This is a genomic window from Sphaerotilus sp. (assembly GCF_041083715.1).
Classification (GTDB): domain Bacteria; phylum Pseudomonadota; class Gammaproteobacteria; order Burkholderiales; family Burkholderiaceae_C; genus Sphaerotilus.
Genome location: NZ_JBFPGY010000258.1, coordinates 1 through 25,136 on the forward strand (window position 1 = coordinate 1; position 25,136 = coordinate 25,136).

At 67.3% G+C, this 25,136-nt stretch carries 23 protein-coding genes; 19 read left to right on the plus strand and 4 right to left on the minus strand.

Features of this window, described 5'->3' with window-relative positions; all coding sequences use genetic code 11:
- The coding region (locus AB3X43_RS11390; protein ID WP_369429984.1) for a LacI family DNA-binding transcriptional regulator at window positions 1–131 on the minus strand (131 nt) is incomplete at its 3' end.
- Window positions 132–370: 239 nt separating this feature from the next.
- Between AB3X43_RS11390 and AB3X43_RS11395 the strand changes: the two genes are divergently transcribed.
- The 6 genes from AB3X43_RS11395 to AB3X43_RS11420 all read left to right on the plus strand — a co-directional run bounded on the left by AB3X43_RS11395 (window position 371) and on the right by AB3X43_RS11420 (window position 7,136).
- Entirely contained in the window at window positions 371–1,279 is a 909-nt protein-coding gene (locus AB3X43_RS11395) for a carbohydrate ABC transporter permease (protein ID WP_369429961.1), read from the plus strand.
- 10 nt (window positions 1,280–1,289) lie between these two features.
- Window positions 1,290–2,174, plus strand: coding sequence for a carbohydrate ABC transporter permease (locus AB3X43_RS11400; RefSeq protein ID WP_369429962.1), 885 nt, complete (start codon window positions 1,290–1,292; stop codon window positions 2,172–2,174).
- A 44-nt stretch (window positions 2,175–2,218) separates the two neighbouring features.
- Window positions 2,219–3,526, plus strand: coding sequence for an ABC transporter substrate-binding protein (locus AB3X43_RS11405; protein WP_369429963.1), 1,308 nt, complete (start codon window positions 2,219–2,221; stop codon window positions 3,524–3,526).
- Between the two features lie 113 nt (window positions 3,527–3,639).
- Window positions 3,640–5,061 carry an alpha-glucosidase/alpha-galactosidase gene (gene melA / locus AB3X43_RS11410; protein ID WP_369429964.1) on the plus strand — a complete coding sequence of 474 codons (1,422 nt, stop codon included), beginning with the start codon at window positions 3,640–3,642 and terminating at the stop codon, window positions 5,059–5,061.
- Between the two features lie 13 nt (window positions 5,062–5,074).
- The gene (locus AB3X43_RS11415) at window positions 5,075–6,145 is read left to right on the plus strand and encodes a LacI family DNA-binding transcriptional regulator (protein ID WP_369429965.1); all 1,071 of its coding nucleotides are present in this window, start codon (window positions 5,075–5,077) and stop codon (window positions 6,143–6,145) included.
- Window positions 6,138–7,136 (plus strand): GNAT family N-acetyltransferase, encoded by a 999-nt coding sequence (locus AB3X43_RS11420; RefSeq protein WP_369429966.1) that lies wholly within the window; start codon window positions 6,138–6,140, stop codon window positions 7,134–7,136. The genes AB3X43_RS11415 and AB3X43_RS11420 overlap by 8 nt, the downstream gene beginning before the upstream one ends.
- A 110-nt stretch (window positions 7,137–7,246) precedes the next feature.
- Here AB3X43_RS11420 and AB3X43_RS11425 read toward each other — a convergent pair whose 3' ends face one another.
- Complete coding sequence (locus AB3X43_RS11425; protein WP_369429967.1) at window positions 7,247–8,095, minus strand: TOBE domain-containing protein; 849 nt, start codon at window positions 8,093–8,095, stop codon at window positions 7,247–7,249.
- A 33-nt stretch (window positions 8,096–8,128) separates the two neighbouring features.
- On the opposite strand from AB3X43_RS11425, the gene modA reads away from it, so the two are divergent.
- From modA to AB3X43_RS11465, 8 genes are all read left to right on the plus strand, one after another.
- Window positions 8,129–8,902: a molybdate ABC transporter substrate-binding protein gene (gene modA / locus AB3X43_RS11430; RefSeq protein WP_473965111.1), complete on the plus strand. Its 774-nt coding sequence runs from the start codon at window positions 8,129–8,131 to the stop codon at window positions 8,900–8,902.
- Window positions 8,899–9,582, plus strand: coding sequence for a molybdate ABC transporter permease subunit (gene modB / locus AB3X43_RS11435; RefSeq protein ID WP_369429969.1), 684 nt, complete (start codon window positions 8,899–8,901; stop codon window positions 9,580–9,582). Before modA ends, modB begins: the two co-directional genes overlap by 4 nt.
- Complete coding sequence (modC, locus tag AB3X43_RS11440; RefSeq protein WP_369429971.1) at window positions 9,579–10,655, plus strand: molybdenum ABC transporter ATP-binding protein; 1,077 nt, start codon at window positions 9,579–9,581, stop codon at window positions 10,653–10,655. Before modB ends, modC begins: the two co-directional genes overlap by 4 nt.
- A 163-nt stretch (window positions 10,656–10,818) precedes the next feature.
- Window positions 10,819–12,099 carry an ABC transporter substrate-binding protein gene (locus AB3X43_RS11445; protein WP_369429972.1) on the plus strand — a complete coding sequence of 427 codons (1,281 nt, stop codon included), beginning with the start codon at window positions 10,819–10,821 and terminating at the stop codon, window positions 12,097–12,099.
- Between the two features lie 63 nt (window positions 12,100–12,162).
- The gene (locus AB3X43_RS11450; RefSeq protein ID WP_369429973.1) at window positions 12,163–13,059 is read left to right on the plus strand and encodes a carbohydrate ABC transporter permease; all 897 of its coding nucleotides are present in this window, start codon (window positions 12,163–12,165) and stop codon (window positions 13,057–13,059) included.
- The gene (locus AB3X43_RS11455) at window positions 13,056–13,901 is read left to right on the plus strand and encodes a carbohydrate ABC transporter permease (protein ID WP_369429974.1); all 846 of its coding nucleotides are present in this window, start codon (window positions 13,056–13,058) and stop codon (window positions 13,899–13,901) included. Before AB3X43_RS11450 ends, AB3X43_RS11455 begins: the two co-directional genes overlap by 4 nt.
- Before the next feature lie 19 nt (window positions 13,902–13,920).
- Window positions 13,921–14,940: a glycoside hydrolase family protein gene (locus AB3X43_RS11460; protein WP_369429975.1), complete on the plus strand. Its 1,020-nt coding sequence runs from the start codon at window positions 13,921–13,923 to the stop codon at window positions 14,938–14,940.
- Between the two features lie 33 nt (window positions 14,941–14,973).
- The gene (locus AB3X43_RS11465) at window positions 14,974–16,014 is read left to right on the plus strand and encodes an ABC transporter ATP-binding protein (RefSeq protein ID WP_369429976.1); all 1,041 of its coding nucleotides are present in this window, start codon (window positions 14,974–14,976) and stop codon (window positions 16,012–16,014) included.
- Here the strand turns inward: AB3X43_RS11465 and AB3X43_RS11470 are convergent.
- The gene (locus tag AB3X43_RS11470) at window positions 16,006–17,055 is read right to left on the minus strand and encodes a LacI family DNA-binding transcriptional regulator (RefSeq protein ID WP_369429977.1); all 1,050 of its coding nucleotides are present in this window, start codon (window positions 17,053–17,055) and stop codon (window positions 16,006–16,008) included. The two genes, AB3X43_RS11465 and AB3X43_RS11470, sit on opposite strands and share 9 nt — an antisense overlap.
- Before the next feature lie 10 nt (window positions 17,056–17,065).
- The gene (glk, locus tag AB3X43_RS11475) at window positions 17,066–18,916 is read right to left on the minus strand and encodes a glucokinase (protein WP_369429978.1); all 1,851 of its coding nucleotides are present in this window, start codon (window positions 18,914–18,916) and stop codon (window positions 17,066–17,068) included.
- 244 nt (window positions 18,917–19,160) lie between these two features.
- Here glk and AB3X43_RS11480 point away from each other — a divergent pair, with 244 nt between their 5' ends.
- From AB3X43_RS11480 to AB3X43_RS11500, 5 genes are all read left to right on the plus strand, one after another.
- Entirely contained in the window at window positions 19,161–20,429 is a 1,269-nt protein-coding gene (locus tag AB3X43_RS11480; protein ID WP_369429979.1) for an ABC transporter substrate-binding protein, read from the plus strand.
- A 124-nt stretch (window positions 20,430–20,553) separates the two neighbouring features.
- Entirely contained in the window at window positions 20,554–21,468 is a 915-nt protein-coding gene (locus tag AB3X43_RS11485) for a carbohydrate ABC transporter permease (protein WP_369429980.1), read from the plus strand.
- A 67-nt stretch (window positions 21,469–21,535) separates the two neighbouring features.
- Window positions 21,536–22,372, plus strand: coding sequence for a carbohydrate ABC transporter permease (locus tag AB3X43_RS11490; RefSeq protein WP_369429981.1), 837 nt, complete (start codon window positions 21,536–21,538; stop codon window positions 22,370–22,372).
- A 4-nt stretch (window positions 22,373–22,376) separates the two neighbouring features.
- Window positions 22,377–24,026: an alpha-glucosidase family protein gene (locus AB3X43_RS11495; protein WP_369429982.1), complete on the plus strand. Its 1,650-nt coding sequence runs from the start codon at window positions 22,377–22,379 to the stop codon at window positions 24,024–24,026.
- Window positions 24,023–25,136: alpha-amylase family glycosyl hydrolase (locus tag AB3X43_RS11500; RefSeq protein WP_369429983.1), on the plus strand; the 1,114-nt coding region annotated here is incomplete at its 3' end. The genes AB3X43_RS11495 and AB3X43_RS11500, both read left to right, overlap by 4 nt.

The window sequence follows — 25,136 nt, forward strand, 5'->3', positions numbered from 1 at the left end:
TAGCCCAGCTCCATCGCCACGCCCAGCACCTTGCTGCGCGTCTCGGCGGACAGCCGCGCCCCGGTCATGTTGTTGAGCACCATCGACACGGTCGACTGCGACACGCCGGCGGCCTGGGCCACGTCGGTCATCGTCGGTCGGCGGGTGGGCATCGGTGCGGGTTTGCGGGTGGTCACGGCGGTGGGGTGCGGGGCGTGGTCTGGATCGCCGATGGTACCCAAGCCCTGCGGTCCGGCCTGGTAATCGTCGCCGATGATAGTTTGCTAATAATTGGTGATAACCCCCATTGCCGGAGTGCCGCCCAGCTCCTTAGAGTCCGCTTCATTGAAAACTAACGCGAGTTAGTCAATCGTCATCCTGAGGAGCTGCCATGTCTGCTGTCCCCCGTTCGTCGTCGGCGTTCGGACCGAATCGCCGGCGCGAGACGCTGACGGCGTTCGGGCTGGTGCTGCCGGCGCTGATCGGCTTCGGGCTGTTCTATGCCTGGCCGGCGTGGCGGGCGGTGGAGATCAGCCTGACCGACTGGAACTTGCTGCGGGCGCCGAACTGGGTCGGGCTGGACAACTACGTGAAGCTGTGGGGCGACGAACGCTTCTGGCGTGGCATGACGCTGTCGGCCTGGTACGTGGCGTTCAACATCCCGCTGCAGACGGTGCTCGGGCTGTTCCTGGCGGTGGTGATGGACCGGCTGGCGCGTTCGCTGTTCGTGAAGGCCGTCGTGCTGCTGCCCTACCTGCTGTCGAACGTGCTGGTGGCGCTGATGTGGCTGTGGCTGCTGGACCCGCTGCTGGGCGGCGTCAACGCGCTGCTGACGTGGACCGGCATCGGGCACCAACCCTTCTTCGCGGGCGAGACGCAGGCGCTGGCCACGGTGGCGGCGGTCAACATCTGGCGCCACATGGGGCTGGTGGCGCTGCTGTTCCTGGCGGGGCTGCAGAACATTCCGCGCTACCTCTACGAGGCCGGCGCACTCGAAGGCGCCACCGAGTGGCAGATGTTCTGGCGCATCACGCTGCCGCTGCTGCGCCCGGTGATGGTGTTCGTGCTGGTGACGAGCGTGACGGGCTCGTTCCAGATCTTCGACACGGTGGCGGTGGCGACCAATGGCGGCCCGCTCGAATCGACCCGCGTGATCGTCCACTACATCGTCCAGAACGCCTTCAGCTTCTACAAGATGGGCTATGCCTCGGCGATGTCGATGACGCTGTGCCTGGTGATGGTGCTCTACACGGTGCTGCAGATGCGCATCCTGCGGGCCAACGAAAACGACCTGGCCTGAGCACACCAGCATGACCGGCTTCAAACTCAATCCTTCCCGCGCCTTCGCCTGGGCCTGCCTGCTGGCGATGCTGGCCCTCACCGTGGTGCCGCTGTGGGTGGTGCTGAAAACCGCGCTCACGCCGTCGCAGGACGTGTTCAGCCAGGCCGCCCAGCTCTGGCCCGACGCGCCGACGCTGCGCAACTTCAACCGCGTGCTCGGCTTCGTCTCGCACGAGGAGAGCCTGGCGATGGGCGGCTCGGGCGCGGAGGTGCATTTCCTGCGCGCGGTCGGCAACTCGCTGATGTTCACGGGGATCATCGTCACGCTGCAGGTGCTGACCAGTTCGATGGCGGCCTACGCCTTCGCGCGGCTGCGCTTTCCGGGTCGCGAGCTGCTGTTCGGGCTGTTCGTCGCCTCGATGATGGTGCCGGGCGTGGTGACCTTCATTCCGAACTTCATCCTCATCAAGGATCTGGGCTGGCTCAACACGATGGCCGGGATGGTCGCGCCGTTCTGCCTGATGTCGGGCTTCGGGATCTTCTTCCTGCGCCAGTTCTTCCTGTCGATTCCGCGGGATCTGGAGGAGGCGGCGATCCTGGAAGGTGCGTCCCCGCTGCGGGTGTTCTGGCGCATCGTGCTGCCGCTGTCCACCGCGCCGCTGGCCACGCTGGCGATGCTCACGTCGATCAACATGTGGAACGAGTTCTTCTGGCCGTTCCTCGTCGCCAAGGACGAGACGCAGCAGGTGCTGACCGTCGCGCTGCAGGCGTTCAAGTCCCAGACCCCGCAAGGCTCGCCCGACTGGAGCGGCCTGATGGCCGCCACCGCGCTGGCCGTGGTGCCCGTGCTGGTGCTGCTGTTCCTGTTCGGCCGCAAGGTGGTCGAGTCGGTGCAGTTCAGCGGCAGCAAGTGAATCCCTTTTCCCGCCCCTCACCCACCGAAGAAGGAGACAAGTCGATGAAGAACCCCCACATCACCCTGGCCGTGGCCACCTTGCTGGCCGCTGCGGGCAGCGCCCATGCCGTCGAGATCAAGTACGTCCTGTGGGACTCGAACCAGCGCCCGGCCTACCAGAGCTGCGCCAACGAGTTCCAGAAGGCGAACAAGGACATCACCATCAAGATCACCCAGCAGGGCTGGGACGATTACTGGACCGGCATCTCCACCGGCTTCATCTCCGGCACCGCCCCGGACGTGTTCACCAACCACCTCGCCAAGTACCCCGAGTTCGCCAAGAACAACCAGCTCGTGGACCTGGCCCCGCTGATCCAGCGCGACAAGGTGGACATCGGCATCTACTCCGCCGGCCTCTACGACATCTGGGGCCGCGGCGGCAAGCAGTACGGCCTGCCCAAGGACTGGGACACCATCGGCATGATCGTCAACATGGACCTCGCCAAGAAGGCGGGCGTGTCGGCGGCCGATCTGCAGAACATGACCTGGAACCCCAAGGACGGCGGCAGCTTCGAGCAGATCGTCAAGAAGCTCACCACCGACGCCGCCGGCAACAGCGCCGCATCGGGCAAGTTCGACAAGACCAAGGTGGCGGTCTACGGCTACCAGAACCCGGGTTCGGGCGGCATGATGGGCCAGACCGAGTGGAGCCACTTCGCGGTGTCGAACGGCTTCAAGTTCCAGGACAAGCCCTGGGACGCCAAGTACTACTACGACGATCCGAAGCTGGCCGAGACGATGGCGTGGATGGCCGGCCTGCCGGGCAAGGGCCTGTCCGCCACCGCCGAGGATGTGAGCAAGCTCGGCTCGGACGCGATGTTCATCGCCGGCAAGGCCGCGATCGTCCCGCAAGGTTCCTGGATGATCACGCACTTCGCCAGCAACGCGAAGTTCCCCTACGCCTGGGTGCCGCTGCCCAAGGGACCGATCGGCCAGCGCGCCACCATGTTCAACGGCCTCGCGGACTCGATCTGGGTCGGCTCGAAGAACAAGGAAGAGGCGTGGAAGTGGGTCAAGTTCCTCGGCTCGGCCGCCTGCCAGGACATCGTCGCCAGCGCGGGCGTCGTGTTCCCGGCGGTGAAGGGCATGCCGGAGAAGGCCATTGCCGCCCAGAAGGCCAAGGGCGTCGATTCGTCGGCCTTCCTGGAAATGACCAAGGGCAAGACCTTCCTGGCCCCGATCGCCGACAACGGCTCGCAGGTCAACGACATCATGGACAACGCCATGCAGGCCATCCTGCGCGGCAAGGGTGATGCGGCGACCATCCTGAAGGACGCGGGCGCCAAGGCCAACGTCGCCGTCAAGCAGTAAGTCCACCGGTCCTGCATCTTTCCGTATCTGTCTCCTCGGGCCTTCGCCGGCCCAGGTTTGCCGGCCCGCAGCGTCCCGTTCGGGCCGGTTTTTTCTTCAAGGACTCTCTGTTCATGACCGCTTCGCACCGCCGCCTGAAGATCACCCTGATCGGCGCCGGCAGCACGGTGTTCACCCGCAACCTGCTGGGCGACCTGCTGTCCTATCCCGAACTCGCCAGCGCCGAGATCGCACTGCACGACATCGACGCGCACCGCCTCGGCCTGTCCGAGCAGGTCGCGCACCGCATCGCCGGGGCGCTCGGCGTCTCGCCCGTCATCACCGCCAGCACCGACCGCCGCGCCGCGCTCGACGGCGCCCGCTTCGTGCTGAACACGATCCAGGTCGGCGGCTACAAGCCGTCCACCGTCACCGACTTCGAGATCCCGAAGCAGTACGGCCTGGAGCAGACCATCGGCGACACGCTCGGCATCGGCGGGATCATGCGCGGCCTGCGCACCATCCCCGTGATGCTCGACATGCTGCGCGACATGGAGGACGTGTGTGCGGACGGCGCCGTGCATCTGAACTACGTCAACCCGATGGCGATGATCACCTGGGCGCTGAACCGGGCGTCCACGCGCATCCCGACCGTCGGCCTGTGCCACAGCGTGCAGCACACCGCCGCCGAGCTGGCCCGCGACCTCGGCATCCCGGTGGAGGAGATCGACTACCACTGCGCCGGCATCAACCACATGAGCTTCTACCTGCGTTTCAAGCACCGTGGGCAGGACCTCTACCCCCGCCTGCGCGAGATCCACCGCGAAGGCCGCATGCCCGACTGGAACCGCGTGCGCTACGAGATGCTCCACCAGCTCGGCCATTTCCCGACCGAGTCGAGCGAGCACTTCAGCGAGTACGTGCCGTGGTTCATCAAGCAGGGGCGCGAAGACCTGCTGAAGAAGTTCAACATCCCGCTCGACGAATACCCCGGCCGCTGCCAGGTGTTCGAGCACGCCTGGCCCTACATCGAACGCGAGCTGCAGACCCCCGGCTCGCAGGACAGCGCCGCGCTGCTGGCTCAACTGCGTGCAGCGGACATCCACGTCATGCCGCGCGAGATCGCCGGTGCGACGCAGATGATCGACGGCCTGCGCCAGATCACGCGCAGCGTCGAATACGGCAGTTCGATCATCCATTCCATCGTCACCGGCCAGCCGCGGGTCATCAACGGCAACGTCCTCAACGACCGGCTGATCGACAACCTGCCGGACGGCTGCGCGGTCGAGGTGCCGTGCCTGGTCGACCACAACGGTGTGCAGCCGACGCGCATCGGGCGGCTGCCGGTGCAGCTCGCGGCGCTGATGCGCACGAACGTCAACGTGCAGGAGCTGGTCGTGGAGGCCATCCTCGGCCAGCGGCGGGACCATGTGTACCATGCCGCGATGCTCGACCCGCACACCGCGGCGACGCTCGACCTGTCGCAGATCCGCGCCATGGTCGACGAGCTGCTGACGGCCCACCGCGCGGTGTTGCCGGAGTTCCTGACCTCCTGACGATCCAATCCCCATGCCGCCAGCCCTGCTCCTGACCACGCCGCCCACCAGTGCCGAGGTGGCCAGGAAGGCGGGGGTGTCGCGCACGACGGTGTCCTTCGTGCTCAACGATGTGCGCGACCGCGGCATCAGCGAGGCGACCCGCGCCCGCGTGCGCGCCGCTGCCGACGAACTCGGCTACCGGCCCAACATCGCTGCCCGCACGCTGGCCGGTGGCGCCTCGGCCACGGTCGGTCTGGTGATGCCGCAGGCGGCGCACCTGTACGACGACGTCTTCCTGGCCCACCTCGTCGGCTCGATCAACGAGGCCTGCCACCGTGCCGGGCTGAAGATGCTGATCGAGTCCACCGACGGCGAGGGCCGCGAGCCGGGCGGCTTCGTCGATCTGGTGCGCAGCCGGCGCATCGACGGGCTGATCGTCGTCAACCTGCGCCGCAGCGAACACGGCCACCTGCGCCAGATCGCGGCAGCCGGGATCCCGCTGGTGGTGCTCGGCAGCGGCCGCGACGGCACGGGTGACTTCCACACCCTCGGCACCGACAACCACCAGGGCGCCACGCTCGCCGTGAACCACTTGCTCGACCTCGGCCACCGCTGCATCGCGCACGTCGGCTTCGCTCCGTCCGAGTTCCATTCCGTCTGCGAGCGCGAACGTGGCTGGCGCGATGCGCTGACCGCACGCGGCACCGCGCCGGAGCCGTCCTGGGTCGCCTGCGCCGATATCAGCGCCGAGAGTGGCTGGCGGGCGACACGCGAGCTGCTGGCGCGGGGCGTGCCATTCACCGCGCTGTTCGCCGGCAACGACACCGTGGCCTTTGGTGCACTGCGGGCACTGCGCGAGGCGGGACGGCGGGTACCGGACGATGTGGCGGTGGTCGGCTACGACGATCTGCCGCTGGCACCGTTCGCCGAGCCACCGCTGACGACGATCCGCACCGATCCGATCGGACACGGGCGCGAGGCGATGGACCTGCTGCTGGCGCTGATGGCCGGGCAGGACGGGGCTGCGGTGCACCGGGAAATCGGGGCGGCGCTGGTGGTGCGGGCGTCGTGTGGTGCTGCTGGGGAGCGGACCGATGACTGAACCGACGGCACTGGTGATCCTGAACCTGACGGACAGACCTCAGGATGTGCCGTGCATCGCCCGCTGGTTTTATGAGCAATGGGGACATCAAGTGCCAGGAAACTCCGTCGAGCAGACGATGGACCGCGTCCGTGGCAAGCTCAACCATGAACAGGCGCCGCTATTCCTCGTGGCGGTGGATGCGGACTGTGTGCAGGGTGTCATCGCGCTCAAGTTGCATGAGCGGCCCGAATTCCCTGATCGGACACACTGGCTGGGTGATCTGTACGTGGCACCTGATGTGCGAGGGCAGGGCGTTGGTTCTCGGTTGATCAAGGCTCTGGTTGTCAAGGCTCGGGCGCTCGGGGTTTCACAGCTCTGGTTGCAGACGGCGAACCGACAGCCTCTGTATGCCCGGCTGGGTTGGCGCGAAACTGGACAGGTCCTTGCTGGCACGCAGGCTGTGTCGGTCATGGTGCTTGATCTCGGTGCGCTCTCAACTGTCCGGATCGAATCCGAGCGTGTCTTGCTGGTCCCGATCCACGCGGGTTTCAGGACCGTGATATTCGAGACCTTCACTGCCCGGATCACTCGGTACATGCACCCGAAACCGTCCGACACGGTCGAGGAGATGGGGCGGTTCGTCAGCGACTCGGTGGCGGGACTGGCTGCGGCAACCAACCTGCAGATGGTGATCCTGTCCCGGTCGGACGAGGTGTTCCTCGGCTGCATCGGTTTGCATGGACTGGACCGGCCAGATCCCGAAATGGGGCTCTGGCTGAAGGAGGCCGTGCATGGGCGTGGCCTGGGTCGGGAGGCGGCCGGCGCGCTGATTGCATGGGCGCGCGCGCAAGGCCGGTTCGAGTGTGTCCGCTACCCGGTGGATCGGCGCAATCTCGCCAGCCGCAAGATTCCGGAGGCGCATGGCGGCGTGATCGCCAGGGAATTCAGGGAGGTCAGTGGCAGTGGGTTCGAACTCGATCTCATCGAGTACCGCATTCCCTGTCTTTAGCGCCGCCAAGGTGTCTGAGATTTGGTACACGCATCGTTATACTGTTGACAATATAGCGTTGCTCACAACCACAGTCCTGTATGACGCCTTTCGTTTCTGCTGTTGCCCACTCAGTCAAAGGCCACCAGGATCACCTGCTCCCCGCTGAGCACGGCCCAGCCCTGCTGGCCGAGGGTGAGTGCTTCGGCGGCAGTGTGGTGGAGGCTAGCCTGCAGCGCACACTCGCCCGGCAGCGCCAGCGTGACGCCGACGCGGCCCTCGCCGGGGCGCAAGGCGGAGACCTTTCCCGCCAGCGCATTCCATCCAGGTCGATCAGGTGGTGGGTCCGCGACGATCTGGACCATAGGCGCCTTGAACAGGGCCCACACCTCGCTGCCCGGCTGCAGCGCCATGTCCTCGACCGAATCGGGCGTGATCGTCGCGATCAGGACAGCATCGGTATTGCCGGGTTTGGCGCCGGCCAGGGTCAGCACCACATCCACCAGTCCGGCGCGGTTCACCAGCCTGTTGACCCGGCCCTGGAGCTGGTTGCGGGCGCTGGTCTTCATGGTCATGCGGCGCAGCAGCGTGCGCAGCGCCGGGGCTTCGGTGTCGGCGGGCACCGGCCCCAGTCGGTCCAGCACGTCCTGCTGCGAGCTTTCCATCGCCCGGTACAGCCGGATCACCTGGCGGGCGTAGTCGGTCAGCCGGGTGCCACCGCCGCCCGTGCCACCCGTGCTGCGCTCCACCAGGGGTTCGGGCGCGAGCTTGTTCAGGGTGTCGAGCGCATCCCAGGCGGCCTTGTAGGACAGCGGCACTTCGCGTGCGGCCCGGTTGAGCGAGCCGCAGCGGTCGATGGCTTCGAGCAGCCGGATGCGGTTGCTGCCGAGCACAGCGCCCAAGGGGGTCTGCAGGGTCAGGCTGCCAGTCAGGGTCTGGGACGTGGGGAAGGTGGGGCGTGCGGATCGTGGGGTGCGCATGGCCTGCGAGTTTGAATGCAAAGCGAGGATGGCATGACAGAGAACACACGAACTGGTTGGCTGCGAACTGTGGTGGCGGGTTGTCTGGCGCTCCTGGTGGCGCTTCCGACCCAGGCCGATGAAGTCCTCGTCGCGGTGGCCGCCAATTTCGCCGCTCCGATGGCCCGGCTCGCCGAGCCCTTCACGGCCGCGACCGGCCACACGCTCAAGCTTGCCAGCGGTGCCACCGGCAAGTTCTACAGCCAGATCGTGGCCGGCGCGCCGTTCGAGGTGCTGCTGTCCGCCGACGACGAGACGCCGCAGCGCCTGATCGCCGAGGGGCATGCGGTGGCGGGCAGTGCGTTCACCTACGCGGTCGGGCAGCTGGTGTTGTGGAGCGCCACGCCCGGTCTCGTCGATGCGCAGGGCGCGGTGCTGGCGTCCGGGCGTTTCGAGAAGCTGGCGATCGCCAACCCGAAGACGGCACCCTACGGCCGTGCCGCGATGGAAGTGCTCGCCGCACGCGGGCTGAGCGCTGCGCTGGCGCCGAAGCTCGTCACCGGCGAGTCGGTGGCACAGACCTACCAGTTCATCGCCACCGGCAACGCCGAACTCGGTTTCGTCGCGCTGTCGCAGGTGAGCGTGCCGGGCAAGGCGCCGATCGGGTCGATGTGGCGTGTGCCGGCGTCGCTGCATCAACCGATGCGCCAGGACGCCGTGTTGCTGAAGGCCGGCGCGGGCAAGCCGGGTGCTGCCGCGCTGCTGCAATGGCTGCGCAGCGAGCCGGCCCAGGCGGTGATCCGGTCTTACGGTTACGAACGTGGATGAGCCCGGCTGACTGGACCGCCATCCGCCTGACTGCCACGCTCGCGGCGACGACGACCGCGTGGCTGCTGCTGGTGGGAACGCCCCTGGCCTGGTGGCTGGCGCGCACCCGCTCGCGGCTCAAGCCGCTGGCCGCTGCGCTGGTGACGATGCCCCTGGTGCTGCCGCCGACGGTGCTGGGTTTCTACCTGCTGCTGCTGATGGGGCCGCAGGGCGCGGTCGGTCGGATGACGGCCGCGCTCGGGCTCGGGCGGCTGCCGTTCACGTTGGGCGGGCTGGTGGTGGCGTCGGTGCTGTACACGCTGCCGTTCGTCGTGCAGCCGCTGCAGCAGGCGTTCGAGGCGATCCCCGAAGCGCTGCTCGAAGCCGCCGCGACCTTGCGTGCCGGGCCGTGGGACCGCTTCGTCTCGGTGGCGCTGCCGCTGGCACGGCCGGGGCTGCTGACCGGCGCGGTGCTCGGCTTCGCGCACACGGTGGGCGAGTTCGGGGTGGTGCTGATGATCGGCGGCAACATCCCCGGCGAAACCCGCGTGCTGTCGGTGGCGGTCTACGACCATGTCGAGGCCGCCGAGTTCGCCGATGCGCACCGACTGGCGGCGGGCCTGGTGGCGTTCGCGCTGCTGGTGCTGGTGACGCTCTACGGGATCCAGCGCTCGGCACGTGCCGCGGCGCTGCGGCGGTGATCGAGGCACGGCTGGCGCTCGCGCGCCGTGGGTTCGCGCTGGACGTGTCACTGGCGCTGCCATCGCAGGGCGTCAGCGCGCTGTTCGGCCCCTCGGGCTGCGGCAAGACGACCCTGCTGCGGGCGCTGGCCGGTCTGGAGCGGGCGACCGGGCGGGTTGCGCTCGATGGCGTGGTCTGGCAGGACGACGCCGTCTTCGTGCCGACCCACCAGCGCCCGATCGGCTACGTGATCCAGGAGGCGGCGCTGTTTCCGCACCTCGACGTGCGCCGAAACCTCGACTATGGCCGCAGCCGCATCGCACCCGGTGTGCGCCGCATCGCGCTGGACCAGGCGGTGGACCTGCTCGGCATCGGGGCGCTGATGGAGCGCCGTCCCGCCACGCTGTCCGGCGGCGAGCGCCAGCGCGTGGCCATCGCCCGTGCGCTGGCGACGAGTCCACGGCTGCTGCTGATGGACGAGCCGCTGGCGGCGCTGGACGCGGCGCGCAAGGCCGAGATCCTGCCCTACCTGGAGCGGCTGCACCGGGAGATGGCGCTGCCCATCGTCTACGTGACCCATGCGCTCGACGAGGTGGCACGGCTGGCCGACCACCTCGTGCTGCTGCGGGCCGGGCAGGTGCTCGCCGAAGGCGGCGTGGCGGCGCTGTTCGCGCGCACCGACCTGCCGCTGGGCCGGCAGGATGAGGTGGGTGTCGTGCTGGAGGCGGTGGTCGCCGCACACGATGTGCCCTACGGGCTGACGCGCATCACCGTGCCGGGCGCCAGCCTGTGGCTCGGTGCGGTCGACCTGCCGCCCGGCTCGCCGGTGCGGGCCCGTGTGCTGGCCCGCGATGTCAGCATCGCCCGCGAGGCACCGCAGCACAGCAGCATCCTGAACGTGCTGCCGGTGACGCTGGAGCAGCTGGAGGCGGAGGGGCGCACGGTGCTGCTGCGCCTGCGTCTGGGGTCGGGCGAGGACCCGGCCGCGGCCGCGCTGCTCGCACGCATCACCCGCCGCAGTGCCGACATGCTGGGGCTGCAGCCGGGTGATCGGCTCCATGCCCAGGTGAAGGGTGTCGCGCTGATGGGCTGACCGGGTCGGTGCTCATCCCCGTGTTTTCCCTCGATCACGGCGTGTACCCGGGGAGACCGCGTTGACAGGACGAAATCGATTGCGCTAAATTGACCGTGTGGCAAGTAATACGATTTACTAGCGCTTTCAGCCCCCAAGCAATCACCATCCCCGGAGTGAGACGATGAAGTTCAGCCCCAAGCTTCTGGCCGTGGCCGCCCTGCTGGCCGCCTCGCAGGCCGCCCTGGCCGCCGACGTGCTGCGTGTCTGGCACCACGGCGGTCGTGCCGACAACGAGCGCGAGCGCATGGCGCAGCTCATCGAGAAGTGGAACAAGGCCAATCCGTCCATGCCGGCCAAGCTGGAGATCCAGCCGGAAGGTTCGTACAACGAGCAGGTGCAGGCCGCAGCCCTGTCGGGCAACCTGCCGGATCTGCTGGATCTGGACGGCCCGAACTACGCCAACTACGCCTGGTCGGGCTACATCGCGCCGCTGAACGGGCTGGTGTCGGCCAAGACGCTGGGCGACATGCTGCCCTCGCTGATCAACCAGGGCACCTACCCGCCGGACGGCAAGGTCTACTGCCTGGGCCAGGGCGACTCGGGCCTGTCGATCTGGGGCCGCAAGTCGCTGCTGGAGGCCGCCAAGGTCCGCATCCCGAAGGGGGTCGACGACGCCTGGACGCAGGCCGAATTCGAGGACGCGCTGGCCAAGCTGGCCAAGCTGCCGGGCATGAAGTACGCGCTGGACGTGAAGCTGAACTACGGCCAGGGCGAGTGGTACACCTACGGGTTCTCGCCGTGGGTCCAGTCGATGGGCGGTGACCTGATCGACCGCAAGAGCTGGAAGGCCGACGGTACGATGAACGGTCCGGCCGCCGTCAAGGCGCTGTCGCTGCTGCAGGGCTTCGTCAAGAAGGGCTATGTGGCACCCGCCAGCGAAGGCGACGACAGCTTCTACGGCAAGAAGATCTCGGCGCTGTCCTTCGTCGGGCACTGGATGTGGCCGGCGCACAGCAAGGCCTTCGGCAACGACCTCGTGCTGCTGCCGATGCCCAAGTTCGGCGCCAAGGCGGTCACCGGCAACGGCGGCTGGGCCTGGTCGGTCAACAGCAAGAGCAAGCAGCAGGCCGCGACCGGCAAGCTGCTGGACTTCCTGCTGAGCACGGACAACGTGGCCGAGCTGTCGACCGCGATGGGCGGCGTGCCGGGCGTGAAGTCGGCGGCGCCGAAGGTCGAGCTGTACAAGGCGGGCGGTCCGCTGTCGCTCTACATCGACCAGCTCGCCAAGGTCAGCGTGGCCCGTCCGGCCCACCCGGCCTACCCGACGATCACCGCCGCCTTCGCCAAGGCCGTGGCCGATGCCGTCGACGGCGGCGATGTGAAGAAGGCACTCGACGCCGCGGCCAAGAAGGTCGACCAGGACATCGAGGACAACAAGGGCTACAAGCCGTTCGGCAAGTAAATCCCTGTCTGCACCGGGCCGGCAGTGGTGGTGCTGCCGGCCCGGTTTCTTGAAGGATTCCCCATGCTTGCCGTGCGACAGCAGACCACGCTGCGCCCGTGGCTGTTCCTCAGTCCGGCGCTGGCGCTGATCCTGCTCTTCATCGTGCTGCCGTTCCTGTTGACGGTGGCGTTTTCCTTCACCGACCAGCGACTGGTCCCGAATCCGAACGTGCCGACCGAGTGGATCGGCTGGCGCAACTACGCCCGTGTCTTCGAGAACGAGGACTTCGTGCGCACGCTGCTCAACACGGCGTACTTCACTGTGCTGGTGGTGCCGCTGCAATGTGGCCTCGGCCTCGCGGTGGCGATGCTGATCAACACGAAGCTGCCGATGCGGCAGTTGTTCCGCGGCATCTACTTCCTGCCGACCGTGATCTCGATGGTCGTGGTCTCGGTGATCTGGTTCTCGCTGTTCCAGATGAGCGGCTTCTTCAACACGCTGCTGCACGCGCTCACCTTCGGCCTCGCCGATCCGGTGGACTGGCTCGGCAACCCGAAGACCGCCATGCCGGCGCTGGTGCTGATGTCGGCGTGGCAGGGGTTTCCGTTCCAGATGGTGGTGTACCTGGCGGGGCTGCAGAGCATCAACACCGACCTCTATGAAGCCGCCCGGCTGGACGGCGCGAACCGCTGGAACGAGTTCTGGCACATCACCATGCCGGGCCTGCTCAACACGCACATCCTCGTGGTGATGACGACCACCATCCTGGCGTTCAAGCTGTTCACCCAGGTCGAGCTGCTGACCAAGGGCGGCCCGTCCGGTGTCACCGACACGCTGGTGCGTTTCATCTACCTCACCGGTTTCCGGCAAGGCAAGGTCGGCATCGCGGCGGCTGCGGCGGTGGTGTTCTTCCTGATCGTGCTGGCGATCAGCCTGGTCCAGCGCCGCCTCGTCAAGGAAGAAAGGGCTGTCGAATGAGCACCCGTGTCGAACGTCTGTTCCTCATGATCATCGCCCTGGCGCTGCTGGCCTTCGTGCTGGCACCGCTGATGCTGATGGTCGCCACCTCGCTCAAGGCCGACGAGCAGCAGATCCTGATCGACTTCGGCAACTGGCGCGCCTTCTGGGTCGCGCCGGACCAGATGTCGCTGGAGAACTTCCGGCAGGTGCTCAACGATTCCACCTCGCCCGTTCCGCGTTACCTGATGAACTCGGCGCTGATCGTCGTGTGCATCGTCGTCTTCGGCGTGTTCGTGAACTCGCTGGCGGCGTATGCGCTGGCGCGGATCAGCTTCCCTGGCCGCAACTGGGTGGTGATGGCGGTGATCTCGCTGATCATCATCCCGATGGAGGCGCTGGCGGTGCCGATGCTGCTGATGATGAACCAGGTCGGCTGGGTCGATACCTACCAGGCCCAGATCGTCCCGTTCATCGCCCACCCGTTCTCGATCTTCCTGTTCTACCAGTTCTTCGCCAAGATCCCGAAGGACTACGACGAGGCGGCCTTCCTCGATGGCGCCTCGCACCTGAAGATCTACTGGCAGATCATCATGCCGCTGTCGCTGCCGGCGATCGCGACGGTGGCGATCCTGCAGAGCCTCGAATACTGGAACGCCTTCCTGTGGCCGCTGATGGTCACGCGCGGGGCCGAGGTGCGGCCGGTGGCGCTGGCGCTCGCGCAGTTCTTCGGCACGCCGCCGCCGATCTGGGGCGACGTGATGGCCTTCTCGGTGCTGATGTCGGCGCCGGTGCTGGGGGTGTATCTGCTGTTCCAGCGCTGGTTCATCCAGTCGGCGATGGGCAGCGGGGTCAAGGGCTGAGGCCGGGAAACTGAACACCATGCTTGCACTGCAAGACCAATGGATCTGGGACTTCTGGACCTTCCGCGTCGGCGAGGGCGACGAGACCTGCTGGCACATCTGGTTCCTGAAGGCCGACAAGGCGCTCGGCGACGAGTCCTTGCGCCACTGGAACGTGACACAGGGCCACGCCGTCAGCACCGACCTGGTGAACTGGACCCACCTGGGCACCTGCCTCTCGCCGGCTGCGTCGCCAGCGTGGGACGACAAGACGGTGTGGACCGGCTCGGTCGTGCGCGACGACGCGGGCGGCTGGCACCAGTTCTACACCGGCACGTGTGCCGCCGAGAACGGTCGCCGCCAGCGCATCGGCCACGCCACCAGCGTGGATGGGCACCACTGGCAGCGTGTCGGCGACGGGCTGGTTCTGGACCTCGTGGAAGGCGATCCAGTCAGCGGGCTGTACGAGGAATACGTGCTGCCGGACGCTGGCCCGTGGGATGGCCGGGCGATGCGTGACCCCTGGGTGATGCGCGATCCGGACGGGGACGGGTGGCTGATGTACTTCACCGCCCGCGTGCCGGATGGCGAGGAGCTGAACACCCGCGGCGCGATCGGCCTGGCGCGTTCGCCGGACCTGCAGACCTGGACACTGTGCCCGCCCGTGTTTGCCGGCGACTTCGGGCAGCTCGAAGTGCCGCAGGTGCTGGAGATCGGCGGGCGCTGGTACTGCCTGTTCTGCAACGCGGGTGAACACTGGTCGAACGGCTATGCCGCGCGCCACGAAGCCGCCAGCGGACAGCCACCGGTCTGGGGCACGCACTACCTGATGGCCGAGCACCCGCTGGGGCCATGGCGGGTCGGGCCGGCGCCGTTCCTGGATGGCGATGTGCCGTGCCGCCGCTACGCCGGCCGCATCGTGCAGACCGACGACGGCCCGGCGCTGATGGCCTTCCACTACTGGCAGACCGACGGCAGCTTTGCCGGCACGGTGTGCGACCCGATGCCGTTGTGCGTCGATGCGGACACGGGCGCGTTGAGTCTGCGCTCGGCCACCTGAGTCACTGAGTTTTCGAGTTTCGAGGAGGCCGACATGGCCAGCGTCACACTGCGCAATATCCGCAAAACCTACGACAACGCCGTCGAGGTGATCAAGGGCGTCGATCTGGACGTTCGCGACGGCGAATTCATGGTCTTCGTCGGCCCGTCGGGCTGCGGCAAGAGCACCATGATGCGCATGATCGCGGGGTTGGAGAGCATCACCGGCGGCGAGCTGAAGATCGGCGACCAGGTGGCCAACGACCTGCCGGCGCCGCAGCGCGGCGTCGCCATGGTGTTCCAGAGCTACGCGCTCTACCCGCACATGACGGTCGCCGAGAACATGGGCTTCAGCCTGAAGATGGCCAAGGTCCCCAAGGCACAGGCCCGCGAGCAGGTCGAGCAGGCCGCCAAGGTCCTGCAGATCACGCACCTGCTCGACCGCACACCCAAGGCGCTGTCGGGCGGACAGCGCCAGCGGGTCGCCATCGGCCGCGCCATCGTGCGCAAGCCGGCGGTGTTCCTGTTCGACGAGCCGCTGTCCAACCTGGACGCCGGCCTGCGGGTGCAGATGCGTGTCGAGCTGACCAAGCTGCACCGCGAGCTGGGCTCGACGATGGTCTACGTCACCCACGACCAGGTCGAGGCCATGACGATGGGCGACCGCATCGCCGTGTTCAACGCCGGCCTCATCGAGCAGGTCGGCACGCCGCTGGAGCTGTACCAGCGTCCAGCCAACGTCTTCGTCGCGCAGTTCATGGGCAGCCCGAAGATGAACGTGCTGCCGGCGGCGACCGCGGCGTGGCATCCGGCGGCGGCCGGCGCGGCGCAGGTCGGCGTGCGGCCCGAATCGCTGGTGCCGACCGATCCGGCGTCGGGTCAGCCCGGCTGGTCGGCGCGCATCGACCTGACCGAACACCTCGGTGACACCGTGCTGGTCTACGCGACGGTCGAAGGCGTCGAGCAGCCGATCAGCCTCAAGCTGGCGGCTGAAGAGGCCGGTCCGTGGCAGGCGGGCATGGCGGCCACGCTCAGCCCGAAGCCGGGTGCGCTGCACCTGTTCGACGCCCAGGGCCGGCGCACCGGCTCAGTCTGAACAGCGGCCGACCGATGCCCGCTCGACCAGCGGGCAGTGCAGCAGCGTGCGCCCGCGCGGCATCGGCTCCACGCCCAGCAGCGCACGCATGCCGCGCCGCCCCATCTCGTGGTGTGGCAACTGCATCGTGGTCAGCGTCGGGCGCAGGTGGGCGGCGATCACCTCCTGGTTGTCGAAGCCGATGATGGACACGTCTTCGGGAATGCGCAGACCCAGTTCCCGAGCGGCCTCATAGGCACCCATCGCGGCGCGGTCGTTCAGGCAGAACAGGGCGGTCGGCCGGTCCGGGCGCTGCAGCAGGTCCATCGCGCCGTCGAAGCCGGCCTCCTGCCAGCCGGTGATCTTCACCAGCAGGGCCGGATCGGCGGCCAGCCCGGCCTGCGCCAGCGCGTCGCGCCAGCCCTGGATGCGCAGCGTCGCGGCCACCGAATCGTCCAGGTTGTCGATCACGCCGATGCGGCGGTGGCCGTGCGCGAGCAGGTGCGCGGTGGCCTCGAAACCACCACGGCGCTCGTCGGGCACGACGGCGGGCACGTCGTCCTGCGCGCTGTAGGCGTTGACCAGCACCACAGGGAATCCGCTCAGCAGGACCGGCACCGCGAGTTCCTTGTGCGCCATCGCGGCCAGGATGATCGCGTCCACCTGGTGCTGCAGCAGTGCGCCGAGCGCTTCCTGTTCCAGGTCGCTCTGGTGGTCGGTGTTGATCATCATCAGGATGCGCCGGTGCTGCCAGGCCACGTCCTGCGCGCCGCGCACGATCTGGCCGGCGAACGGTGTGGTGGCGATCTCGTCGGTGACGAAGCCGATCAGGCTCGATGTGCCCTGGCGCAGCGCGCGGGCCATGGCGTTGGGTCGGTAGCCGAGGGCGGCCACGGCCTGCCAGATGCGGTCGCGGGTCTCCTGCGGGATGCTGGCCTCGGCGCGGTTGTTGAGCACGAAGGACACGGTGGTCTGCGAGACCTGTGCGGCGCGGGCGACGTCCTGCATGGTCACACGCGCCGGCCGGGCGCGTGGTGGTGGTGTCGGGGTGGTGGCGGGCATGCCGCGCAGCTTAGCGGCTGTGCGAGCTGAGAGCGCCGAAGCGCTGGTCGTCCTGGTGTGCCAGCGCGCCGGTGATCAGCCCGCGCCGCTGCAGGGCCAGATCGCTCACCAGCGCATCGATCATCACCGTCTGCATCAGCCGCGAGACCATCGGCACCAGCGCCTGCACGTCATCCGGGTGGTCCACCGGCAGCACGATGTCGGCCAGCCGCGCCAGTTCGCTGCGCTGCGGGCACATGGCGATCACCACGGTGCCGGCGTGGCGTGCCCGGGCCACGGCGTCGTTGATCGAGTCGAGTGTTCCCGAGTTCGACAGGACCAGCAGCGCATCCTCGGGGCCCAGGTAGATGGACGTCAGGTTCTGCTGCTGCGCGTCGGTGCGGGCCAGCGCGGCCAGGCCGAGCCGGCCGAGCTTGTGCTGCGCATCCTCGGCGGTGAGGGCGGCGCTGCCGGTGCCGTAGACCTCGATGCGCCGCGCACGGGCCAGTGCTGCCACGGCGCGCTCGAACACGTCCGGGTGCAGGCGGTCGCGCAGCCCGATGAGGGCAGAGATCGAGTTGTCGAAGATCTTGCCGATGCGCTCGGCGGTCGGGTCGCTGGCACTGACCTCGCGGTGGGCGACCTTGGTGGTGCCTGACAGGCCCGATCCCAGCCGCAGCTTGAAGTCCACCAGGCCCTTGAAGCCCAGCGAGCGGCAGAAGCGCATCACCGTCGGCGTGCTCACGCCGCAGCGTTCGGCAATGCGGGCGATCGAATCGCTCATCCAGGCGCGCGGTGCGGACAGCAGGTCCTGCGCGACGATGCGCTCGGAAGCCGAGAGCTTGTCCATCGACGCCCGGATGTCCACCAGCAGCGGTCCGGCGCCATGGTCGGCAGTGAGGTGGTCGTCGAGCATCGCGGACGCACCCCGCAGGCCCGCCCGCGGTGCCGTGACGATCCAGGTCGGCACGCGGGCCAGCCAGGGCTGGAAGCGTCCCTTGGCCTCGAAGCGGGCCCGGAAGGTCGACTGCGCGAAGAACCCGGCGATCTGCGGCACGATGCCACCGCCGATGTAGACCCCGCCCTGCGCGCCCAGCGTCAGCGCGAGGTTGCCGGCCGCGGTGCCCAGCATGGCGCAGAACACCGACAGCGCCTGGTGCGCCACCGGGTCCGGCTTGGCGGCCAGCGCGGCGGCCGAGATCTCGGGCGCACTGCGGGTGGCGGGCTGGTGGCCGCTGCGCAGGGCGAGCGCCTCGTAGGTCAGCTCCAGCCCGGAGGCGGAGATCAGCCGTTCGCCCGAGACATGGCCGTAGCGCTGGCGGGCGTGGGCGACGACGAGCGCCTCGTCGGCGTCCTGTGCCGGGTAGCTGGCGTGGCCGCCTTCGGTGGTCAGACTGACATTGCGGTCCTGGAAGGGGACCAGCGCCGACACGCCCAGACCGGTGCCCGGCCCGATCACGCCGATCACGGCACCGGGCTGCGGATCCCCCCCGCCGACCTGGAGGCGCTCGTGGGGATCGAGGCGGGTCAGACCCATGGCGAGCGCGGTGTAGTCGTTCACGGCCAGCAGGGTCTGCAGGCCCAGCGCCCGCCGCAGCGCCTCGACCGAAAACTCCCACGGGTGGTTGGTCAGCTTGACCTGGTCGCCGGAGATGGGGTTGGGCAGCGACAGCGCCGCGTGCCGCACGCCCGCAAGGTTCTGGCTCTGAAGAAACGTGCGGATCGCCGACTCCAGGCTGTCGTGTGCCGCGCAGGACAGCACGGCCGTGCTGCCGAAACAGGTGGGTGCCGTCTCCAGCGCGAAGCGGATGTTGCTGGCCCCGACATCGGCCAGCAGGCGCGGGCCATCGGGATAGGGCAGGGCGGCTGGATCTGGATTCATGGTGATGAATGGTAATGAAATTACACTGAAACTCAACAGGGAGCCGATTCTCGGTAGACGTTCATTTGGCACGTCATGGCGAACGCAACTGAACGCAAACGATACCGGAGGTGCCGCAAACGATTGAACTGCTTATTTTTTAGGCAATCAATCTGAGGGTTTTCACCAGTTTTAGGATCTCTGTAAGAAAATTACATTGTTATCCGTGGCGTGGATTGCCACGGATAACAGGAGACAGGCCATCATGTCCATCATTTACAAGCAAGTTGCCGCGGGCGTCGCCCTGGCGTTCGGTGGGCTGGTCAGCGCGCACGCTGCCACCATCACCATCTCGTGCGGCAACAACGCCGCCGACGTCGAGTTCTGCGGCAAGTTCGCCGAGGACTGGGGCAAGAAGAATGGCCACACGGTCAAGATGTACACCCCGCCGGCCAGCACGACCGACAACCTGGCCCTGCTGCGCCAGCAGTTCGCCGCCAAGTCGTCCGACCTGGACGTCATCATGATCGACGTGGTGTGGCCTGGCGTGATCAAGGACCACCTGGTCGACCTGAAGAAGTATTCCAAGGGCGTCGAGAAGGAGCACTTCCCGGCCATCGTCGCCAACAACACCGTGGACGGCAAGCTGCTGGGCATGCCCTGGTTCACCGATGCCGGCCTGCTGTTCTACCGCAAGGACCTGCTGGCCAAGAACGGCCTGAAGGTGCCCCAGACGTGGGAAGAACTGGCCGCTGCGGCCAAGAAGATCCAGGACGGCGAGCGCGCCACCGACAAGGACTTCCAGGGCTTCGTGTTCCAGGCCAAGGCGTATGAAGGCCTGACCTGCGACGCGCTCGAATGGGTCTACAGCTACGGCGGCGGCACCATCGTCGATGGCAAGGGCGACATCACCATCAACAATGCCCAGGCCGCCAAGGCGCTGGACGCTGCAGCCTCCTGGATCGGCACCATCGCTCCGCAAGGCGTGATGAACTACGGCGAGGAAGACGCCCGTGGCGTGTGGCAGAACGGCAAGGCCGCGTTCATGCGCAACTGGCCGTACGCCTGGTCGCTGGGCCAGGCCGCCGACAGCCCGATCAAGGACAAGATCGGCGTCGCCGCGCTGCCCGCCGGCACCGGCCCGGGCGCCAAGAAGGCCGCCACGCTGGGTGGCTGGCAGCTGGCCGTCAACAAGTACTCCAAGAACGTGGACGCCGCCGCTTCGCTGGCGCTGTACATGACCAGCGCCGACGTGCAGAAGAAGCGCGCCGTGGGCGGTTCGTACAACCCGACGATCCCGGCCCTGTACAAGGACGCCGACATCGCCAAGGCGAACCCGTTCATGGTCGAGCTGCTGGACGTCTTCACCAACGCGGCGGCCCGTCCGGCCACCGCCACCGGCCTGAAGTACCCGGAAGTCTCCAACGCCTTCTGGGACGCCGCCCACGACGTGCTGGAGAAGAAGGCCACCGGTGCGGAAGCCGTCAAGAAGCTCGAAGGCAAGCTCAAGCAGATCAAGAAGGCCAAGTGGTGATCTGGTGACCCGGTGATCCCGGTCTGACCGAGATCGCCGTGCCCCGCCAGGGGCTCAGCTCCCGACGGGGCGTCTGCCATGGTTGCCGGCGCCCCGTTCCTGTTTATCCGGTCTGGATACTTCCATGAAAAACCGCACGCGCATTGCCTGGACCTTCCTGACGCCGATGCTGATCCTGATGGTGCTGGTGGCCGGCTGGCCGCTGGCGCGGTCGATCTGGTTCAGTTTCACGGACACGAACATCAACAACATCGCCGAGTACAACTACGTCGGCTTCGACAACTACTTCTCCGAGTACGGGCTGTTCGGGCTGTCGGTCCTTTCGGCCGACTTCTGGGCGACCGACTGGGGCATGTCGATCAAGAACACCTTCCAGTTCTCGTTCTTCTCGGTGATCCTGGAGACGCTGGCCGGCCTGGGTGTGGCGATGCTGCTGAACCAGGAGTTCAAGGGCCGCACGCTGGTGCGCACCGCGGTGCTGGTGCCCTGGGCGATCCCGACCATCGTCTCGGCCAAGATGTGGGGCTGGATCCTGCATGACCAGTTCGGCCTGATCAACCAGCTGCTGATCGACTGGGGCTTCATCGCCCACAAGATCGCCTTCACCGCCGACCCTGCCTATGCGCTGTGGACAGTCGTGGCCGTGGACGTGTGGAAGACCACGCCCTTCATGGCCCTGCTGATCCTGGCCGCGCTGCAGACGCTGCCCAAGGACTGCTACGAGGCCGCGCGCGTCGATGGCGTCCATCCGCTGCGCCTGTTCTGGAAGGTGACATTGCCGCTGATCAAGCACCCGCTGATGGTCGCGGTGATCTTCCGCCTGCTCGACGCGCTGCGCATCTTCGACCTGATCTACGTGCTGACGTCCAACAGCGGCTCCACCATCAGCATGTCCGGTTTCGTGCGCCGCGACATGGTCGACAACGGCAACCTGGGCTCCGGCTCGGCGGCCTCGACCTCGCTCACGATCATCATCTTCCTGGCCGCCGTGCTCTTCATGCGCGCGGCCCGCGTCAAGCTCAACGAGGAGTCCAACTGATGTTTCAATCCACGCCCCTTGCAAGGCGAATCTGGACAATATCACGCTTGACTCGGAGGGTTTCCTGATGAACCAGCGCCCAATCTGGGGTTCCATCGTCCTGTATGCCTTCGCGGCACTGGTCGTGATCGTTTCGGTCTACCCCTTCCTCTACACCGTCACCACCTCGCTGAAGACCGGCACGGCGCTGTTCAGCACCAGCCTGCTGCCGGACGCGCCGACGCTGAGCAACTACGTCGCGCTGTTCAACGGCAAGCAGCCCTTCGGCACACAGCTCGGCAACTCGATCATGGTGGCCACGGTCACCGTCGTGATCTCGATGCTGATGGCCATCACCGGTGCCTACGCTCTGGGCCGGATCGACTTCAAGGGCAAGAGCGCGCTGCTGCTGGCGATCCTGGCGGTGTCGATGTTCCCGCAGGTGGCGGTCCTGTCGGGCATGTTCGAGCTGATGCAGACGCTGGGCCTGTACAACCGCTCGATCGGCCTGGTCGTGCCCTACACGGTGTTCACGCTGCCGTTCACGGTCTGGATGCTGACCACCTTCATGCGCGGCCTGCCCAAGGAGCTGGAAGAGGCCGCCATCATGGACGGCTGCGGCCCGCTGCGCATCATCTTCGAGGTCTTCATGCCGCTGCTGGCACCGGCGCTGGTCTCGACCGGCCTGCTGGCCTTCATCGGCGCGTGGAACGAGTTCCTGTTCGCGCTGACCTTCGTGACCGACGACTTCAAGCGCACCGTGCCGGTCGGCATCTCGATGATCTCGGGCGCCACCGCCTACGAGATTCCCTGGGGCAGCATCATGGCCGCGTCGGTGATCGTCACCGTGCCGCTGGTGATCCTGGTGCTGGTGTTCCAGAAGAAGATCGTTTCCGGCCTCACGGCAGGTGCCGTCAAGGGTTGATGCGATGAAGGCTTCCAACAACCAGTGGTGGCGGGGCGGGGTGATCTACCAGATCTACCCGCGCAGCTACCAGGACAGCAACGGCGACGGCGTGGGCGACCTGCCCGGCATCACGCGCCGGCTCGACCACATGGCCGCGCTCGGTGCCGACGGCATCTGGCTGTCGCCGTTCTTCAAGTCGCCGATGAAGGACTTCGGCTACGACATCAGCGACTACTGCGATGTCGATCCGCTGTTCGGCACGCTGGCGGATTTCCGGGTGCTCGTCGATCGGGCGCACGAACTGGGCCTGAAGGTGATGATCGACCAGGTGTATTCGCACACCGCCGACCAGCACCCGTGGTTCAAGGAGAGCCGCCAGAGCCGCGACAACCCGAAGGCCGACTGGTACGTCTGGGCCGACGCCAAGGACGACGGCAACCCGCCCAACAACTGGCTGTCGATCTTCGGCGGCTCGGCGTGGCAGTGGGACACGCGCCGCCGCCAGTACTACCTGCACAACTTCCTGACCAGCCAGCCGGACCTGAACTTCCATTGCCCGGCGGTGCAGGACGCGGTGCTCGGCTGCGTGAAGTTCTGGCTCGATTTCGGGGTCGATGGCTACCGGCTCGACGTGGTGAACTTCTACTTCCACGACCGCCAGTTGCGCGACAACCCCGGCCGTGGCATGCCCGACGGCAGCGACCCGGCGGTCAGCCCCGTCAATCCCTACGCCTGGCAGTGGCACCACTTCGACAAGAGCCAGCCGGAGAACCTCGTCTTCCTGCAGCGGCTGCGGGCCCTGGTCGATCAGTACCCGGACACCACGATGGTGGGCGAGATCGGCGACGACGACGGGCTGGCGCGGGTGGCGGAGTACACCGGCGGCGGCGACAAGCTGCACATGGCGTACTGCTTCGATCTGCTCGGCGAGCCGCATTCGGCACCGTATCTGCATGGCGTGTTCACCCGCTTCAACGACGTGGTCGGCAGCGGCTGGCCGTGCTGGGCGATCACGAACCACGACATTCCCCGCGTCGCCACACGCTGGGGTGGCATGCACCCGCCCGCTGGTCTGCTGCGCGCGGCCGCCGCGCTGCAGCTGAGCCTGCGAGGCACCGCCTGCCTGTACCAGGGCGATGAACTCGGCCTGCCGGAAGCCCAGGTCGCGTTCGAGGATCTGCAGGATCCCTACGGCATCACGATGTGGCCGGACTACAAGGGCCGCGACGGTTGCCGCACGCCGATGGCGTGGGAAGGTGCGTCGCCGGATCTCGGATTCGGCGCCGCGGGCAGTGCCGTCCAACCGTGGCTGCCCGTGTCGGAACACCACCGCGCCCTGGCGGTCGATCGGCAGACCGGCGATCCTGCCTCGCTGCTGAACCACTACCGCCAGCTGCTGCACTGGCGCCGCAGCGTGCCGGCCTTGCTGCATGGCGAGATGGCGCTGCTGCCGGTCGATCCGCAGGTGCTGGCCTATGTGCGCACGCACGGCAGCGAGCGGGTGCTGTGCGCCTTCAACTTCAGTGACCAGCCAGCCGTGCTGGCGCTGTCTGCTGCGGACTCCGTGGCTGACGTGCTCGCCGACAGTGGCGCACAGGGCGCCGCGGCCGTGGGATCGCAAGTGCAATTCGAACCTTGGGGCGTTCTCTTCGCCCGCCTGTCGGCACCATGAGCACCGAACACAGCGTGAAAGCCCCCAACAGCGGTTGGTGGCGCAGCGGCGTGATCTACCAGATCTACCCGCGCAGCTACCAGGACAGCAATGGCGACGGCATCGGTGACCTGCCCGGCATCACCCGCCGCCTCGACCACATCGCCCGGCTCGGCGCCGACGCGGTCTGGCTGTCGCCGATCTTCAAGTCGCCGATGAAGGACTTCGGCTACGACGTCAGCGACTACAACGACATCGACCCGATGTTCGGCACGCTGGCCGACTTCCGGGCACTGGTCGATCGTGCGCACGCCCTGGGGCTGAAGGTCATCATCGACCAGGTGCTGTCCCACAGTTCGGATCAGCACCCGTGGTTCCAGGAAAGTCGCCAGAGCCGCGACAACCCCAAGGCCGACTGGTATGTCTGGGCCGATGCGAAGGACGACGGCAACCCGCCCAACAACTGGCTGAGCGTGTTCGGCGGTTCGTCCTGGCAGTGGGACACGCGCCGCCGCCAGTACTACCTGCACAACTTCCTGGCCAGCCAGCCGGACCTGAACTTCCACAACGCCGAGGTGCAGCACGCCTTGCTGGATTCGGTGAAGTTCTGGCTCGACTTCGGGGTCGATGGCTACCGGCTGGACGCGATCAACTTCTGCTTCCACGATGCCGGGCTGCGCAGCAATCCCGGCGCCGGCATGCCGGACGGCAGCAACCCGACGGTGGCGGCGAGCAATCCGTATGCGTGGCAGCACCATGTCTACGACCGCAGCCGCCCGGACGCGCTGGGTTTTCTGGAACGCCTGCGCGCGCTGACCGACCAGTATCCCGACACGATGATGGTCGGCGAGATCGGCGACGAGTCCGGCATGGCGATGGTGGCGCAGTACAGCAGCCCGTCCGCCGACGGTGCCGAGCGGCTGCACATGGGCTACTGCTTCGACCTGCTGGCCGATCGACACGACGCGCCGTATCTGCACGGCGTGATCGCCAAGTTCGAGCGTGTCGCGGCAGAAGCGGGTGGCGGCTGGGCCTGCTGGGCACTGTCCAACCACGACTGCAAGCGGCTGGCCACGCGCTGGGGCGGCGAGAACCCCGATCCCGCGTTGCTGCGGCTGGCCCCGGCGCTGC